The following is a 5,173-nucleotide window of genomic DNA, read 5'->3' as shown; positions in this document are numbered from 1 at the left end:
GGAGTTTAGCGGGCAGTGTATGCTGATTACGTCTGCCATGGCTAAGGCCTCTTCAAAAACAACTTTCCCGGCGCGTGCCGGGCGCTGCTTGTGCTCGGCAAATATCACTTGCATGCCGAGTTGTTGGGCTAATTTAGCGGTGGCTTGACCCAGGTTGCCGCCGCCAATCAAGGCTAAGGTTTGCCCTGCTAAGTTGTCGATGGCAAAGTCGAAGAAGCAAAATTGCTGGGCTTGCTGCCAGCGCCCTCGTTGGATGGCGTGATGGTAAGCCATAATATTACGCCGCAGATTAAACATAAGCGCAATGCTATGTTCAGCTACACTTTGTGCGGCGTAATCGCGAATATTAGAGACGACTATGCCTTGTTGCTGAGCATAGTTTAGGTCGACGTTATTGGTGCCGGTGGCCGCTACCGCAATCATTTTCAGTTTAGGAAGTTGAGCCAAGCTGGCGGCTTGCAGTGGTACTTTATTGACCACAATGATATCCGCATCTTGAGCACGCTCTACTACTTGTTGTTCTAGACTCGTCTCAAAATTGAGCCATTGGTGGGGGAAGTTTGCGGCTCTTAAGTTAATTTGCTTGGCGAGGGTGGCGCGGTCTAAAAATACAATTTTCATCGTAAGCTTGAGCTAGTTAGTATGGTTTTAGCATAACAAGATTTGCGCAACCCGCCTACTGCAGCGAAGGGACGAATTTAATACCAACCTAAAGCGTTAAACCAGCCGTAAACGGCTTTATTGAGTTTGGCACTGTTGGGCTGAGTTGCGGCCGTAGCCGGCAACTCAGTTTGTCGATAATTGAATTTTTGATTTTTATTGCTGGCGATTAGCCGTTGTTGCCGAGCTGTTTGCTGCCATCGGTTGTAGTCGTCAGCGTAAATATCGAGTATCGGAACCGCCAATTGAGCAGCTTGTTCCGCCAGTTTTTGGTTAAGCTGCTGGTCGGGATAGTAGGCACTAACTAATACTAATCCATCGGGGGCAGGCAGTAGCTGCTCTGTTAATAGTTCTACCAGCCAAGCCCCCATTACACCTTGAGCCACGATAACCTGAAAACCAAACTGTTCTTGCTGAGCTTGCTTGGCCGCTTCTAACAAGGCTTGTAAATCTTGTTTGTATTGTTGGCGGGCTTCTTCTAGCTGAGTCATGGTGTTACTTTGCATTAAACCAGCCATGGGGAAAGGGGGAAGGATGGCTCCGGTTTCCCAGCCCCATTGCGGTAAGGCCTGGCGAAGTGAATTGATACTATTAGCCGCGCTGGGGCTCTCTCCCCAATCTGGCAACAGCAGCACACTGCCACGCTTTTGTGGGGTTTGTTCTTCTAACCAAAGGCTCACATATTGCTGCTGCGCCACTTGCAGTGGTTTGAGTTCACCCTGTACTTGCCAATGAGAAAAATCACTCGCCTGCCATTGCGCCCAAACAGCGGGGCTAGAGATTAGATAAACAAGTAAGCAGGCTTGAAGTTTTCGCAAAATTAGCAGTTCCTTTGGTAGGCTCCTTTATTGTATCGGGTCTATGCCCGCTAGCTTTAGTTAAAAAGGTGGTGGGCAGCTAAATTCCATCCATTGCTCGGTTTGCGGATGATAAAAGCCCAGTTTAGCGGCGTGTAAGTGCAGCCGTTCGCTTAGCGCTTTGGCCGCAGCTGTTGCGTAAAAGCCATCACCAACAATTGGGCAGCCGATTTGTTGCATGTGCACACGTAATTGGTGGGTGCGACCGGTTATGGGTTGCAGCTCCACCAAGCTGCTATGCGGGCGAGTTTCTAGTACTTTCCATTTGGTTAAGGCATGTTTGCCCAGCTCAAAGTCAACCATTTGTTTGGGGCGATTGGGCCAATCACAGCGTAGTGGCAGTTCTACTTCTCCCTGTGGTTGCTGTGGATGACCATAAATTTCTGCGTAATAGGTTTTGGCTGTTCTACGCTGTTGAAACTGTCGACTGAGGTGGCTTTGAGCCGGTTTGCCCAAGGCCATCACTATTAAACCAGACGTGGCCATATCGAGACGGTGAACCACTTTTAGTTCTGGCCAAACCCGTTGAGCGCGCTGCCATAAGCTGTCTTTTTCTATTCTACCGGGCACCGATAACAAACCACTGGCCTTGTTAAATACAATCACCGCGTCGTCTTTATAAACGATGCTGAAGTAGGGGGACATGGGGGGGCGATATACAAAATCTGGCATGACAAGCGCTCTAAAAAATAAGGCCTTAGTGTAAGCTAAGGCCTTGATAGAAATAAATCGATTAATTATGAGACACCAAAATGACGCGCAAACTGTCTAGCTTAACTTGGGCTTTTTGCAAGTAGTTATCGGCGTTATCCCTTAGCTCACGCATTGTGGCTAATTCATCTTGGCGGATGCTCGGGTTCACCGCACTTAGGGACTCTAAGCGTGCTAGTTCAGTATTTAAACTCTGGTTCATCTTGGCGCTGGCTTGGGCCACTATATCACTGAGCTGTTGTTGAGCGAGCTTATTTGCGTGGGCCAATAAGGGGTGGATCTGCTGCTGAGAAGCACTCACCAATTTAGCCGCTAAATGGCGGTTTACCGCAGATAGCTGCTGATTAAATTGCTCAAAACCTACCTTGTCTGATAGGTCGCCGCCATTTTTATCAAGCAGGATCCGCACCGGTGTGGCGGGTAAATAGCGCTCAATTTGAAATGCCGCTGGCGCACTGGTCTCTACTACGAAGATACCTTCAAGGAATAGGCTACCTACAGGCAAAGCGCGGTTTTTCAATAGGGCAACCGAACTAGTACCGAGATCGGCACCAAGAATGGTATCGATACAGCTTTGCAGTAATGGGTGTTCCCAAGACATAAGCTGAATTTCATCACGGCTTAAGGCGGTGTCTCTATCGTAGGTAATGGTACAGCCGTCTTCTGGCAGACCATTAATAGAGGGCACTATCATTTGTTCACTGGCATGTAATACCAGGGCATTTTCGCCTTTATCGTCTTGATTGATGCCAATACTGTCAAACAAGCGTAGGCTGAAAGTCACAAAGTGTGGGTCTTGCTCGGCACTTTGAATTTTTTCAATCAGTTGCTGGGCTTTGGTTCCGCCACTAGAGTGGATTTCTAATAAGCGGTCTCGTCCGGCATCGAGTTTTTGTTTTACCTGTTGGTAGCGTTGCGCAGTGTCTTTTATTAACGCATCCAGTTCGGTAGGTTCTGCTATAGCACTAGCTAATATAGTGTTTAAACGCTCGCCAAATTCTTTATATATTTCGCTACCGGCGGGACAGGTTTGCTCAAAAGCATTCAGCCCTTCATGGTACCAGCGTAATAAACTTTGCTGAGGCGTGTCTTGTAAATAAGGAACATGAATTTGAATATCATGTTTTTGGCCAATTCGGTCGAGACGGCCAATTCTTTGCTCAAGCAAGTCTGGGTTGGTAGGCAAATCGAATAATACGATGTGTTGAGCAAACTGGAAGTTTCGCCCTTCTGAACCAATTTCGGAACATACCATTAACTGAGCACCCGCTTCATCTTGGGCAAAATAGGCAGCGGCTTTATCGCGCTCTAGTAAGGACATGTCTTCGTGGAATACGGTGCCGCGAATACCTTCGCGGACGCGTACGGCATCTTCGATGGCTAAGGCGGTGGCAGCCTTCGCACAAATCAACAGTACCTTTTTTTGTTTATTGGCTAACAGAAAGTCGATTAACCAATCGATACGGGGATCATATTGCGTCCAGCTAGCAGCGTTTTCCGCTTCACCTTCAAACTGTTGGTATAACTCTTCAGGGAACATTAACTGGGTATTTAGACCATTGCTGCTGCCTTGCATCATCTGTTGCACTTTCAAAGCCGTTTTATATTGGCTGGGAAGATTGAGCGGATAAGAGCTGAGCTGTCTTTTGGGGAAGCCGGCAATAGCATTACGGGTATTGCGGAACAATACTCGCCCTGTACCATGGCGGTCTAACAGGTGCTGTAATAGTTCTTGCTTAGCTAGCTGCTGTTGTTCCTCTGTCGCTTGTTTGTCGTTGATTAAGTTGATTAAGGGTTGAATATCATTTTCACTCAATAACTCGGTAAGCTGATTAGCGTGCTGATCGCTTAAACGACCATTATCAAGTAAAGCCTGAGCCGCTTCGGCCACCGGTTGATAGTGCTGTTCTTCTTCTAAAAAGGCCGAATAATCATAAAAACGATCTGGGTCGAGTAAACGCAAGCGGGCGAAGTGGCTCTGGTGGCCTAATTGATCCGGCGTCGCGGTAAGCAACAGTACGCCAGCTATTTGTTGCGCTAAATGTTCAATGACCTGATATTCACGGCTAGGGCTTTGCTCATCCCATTGCAAGTGATGGGCTTCATCAACCACTAATAAGTCCCATTCGGCTTCGGCTACTTGTTCAAAGCGTTTTTTCTTCCGTCGTAGAAAATCCAGACTACATAAGACCAGTTGCTCTGTTTCAAAGGGATTTTCTGCGTCGGCATAGGCTTCGATGCAGCGGTCTTCATCAAATAAACTGAAATGCATATTAAAGCGGCGTAACATTTCAATCAGCCATTGATATTGCAGCGCATCGGGTACCACAATCAGGACGCGTTTAGCTAAGCCGGCAATTAACTGTTGGTGAATGATTAAGCCTGCTTCAATGGTTTTACCCAAGCCAACTTCATCAGAAAGCAATACCCGTGGAGAAATGCGCCGACCGACTTCGCTAGCAATGTATAGCTGGTGGGGGATCAGACTTACCTTGCCTCCCATTAAACCTTTTAACTCTGATTGCTGTTGTTCGAAGCGCTTCACTAAGGTTTGATAACGCACCACAAAACTATCAAAACGGTCAATTTGGCCCGCAAATAGGCGGTCTTGTGGTTTGTTGAATTTAAGGAAGTGGCTCAAGAACATCTCACGCAGTTGCACTGGCTCTTGAGTATCGTGGCGAACGCCATGGTAAATGATGAGATCATCTACTTCTTCTAGTTCGCTAATGGTCATCGACCAATCATCGGTACTGCTAATCTCATCGCCAACATTAAATACAACCCGGGTAACCGGCGCTTCGGCCATGGCATAAAAGCGGTTCTCCCCGCTTGCTGGAAATAGTAAGGTCACCATTCGACCTTCTATAGCGACAACCGTGCCTAAACCTAACTCTGATTCTGAATCACTGATCCAGCGTTGGCCGATAGAAAATGACATCAGC

The 5,173-nt window shown here is 47.5% G+C and carries 4 protein-coding genes; all 4 read right to left on the bottom strand.

Going from position 1 to position 5,173, the window contains the following annotated elements; all coding sequences use genetic code 11:
* Positions 1-621, bottom strand: a 621-nt coding sequence (locus ACQY6Q_RS17075) for an NAD(P)-dependent oxidoreductase (RefSeq protein WP_427983310.1), incomplete at its 3' end; no start/stop codon positions are given.
* A gap of 77 nt (positions 622-698) precedes the next feature.
* On the bottom strand, positions 699-1,478 hold the full coding sequence (locus tag ACQY6Q_RS17070) for a DUF3530 family protein (protein ID WP_427983309.1): 780 nt from the start codon (positions 1,476-1,478) through the stop codon (positions 699-701).
* 60 nt (positions 1,479-1,538) lie between these two features.
* A complete protein-coding gene (locus tag ACQY6Q_RS17065; protein ID WP_427983308.1) occupies positions 1,539-2,189 on the bottom strand; it encodes a pseudouridine synthase in 651 nt (216 codons plus the stop codon).
* A gap of 61 nt (positions 2,190-2,250) precedes the next feature.
* Positions 2,251-5,169: an RNA polymerase-associated protein RapA gene (gene rapA, locus ACQY6Q_RS17060; protein ID WP_427983311.1), complete on the bottom strand. Its 2,919-nt coding sequence runs from the start codon at positions 5,167-5,169 to the stop codon at positions 2,251-2,253.
* Positions 5,170-5,173: the final 4 nt, after the last annotated feature.

This window comes from Agarivorans sp. (assembly GCF_050295395.1).
Taxonomy (GTDB): domain Bacteria; phylum Pseudomonadota; class Gammaproteobacteria; order Enterobacterales; family Celerinatantimonadaceae; genus Agarivorans.
This window is presented reverse-complemented; position numbering and strand designations above follow the sequence as displayed.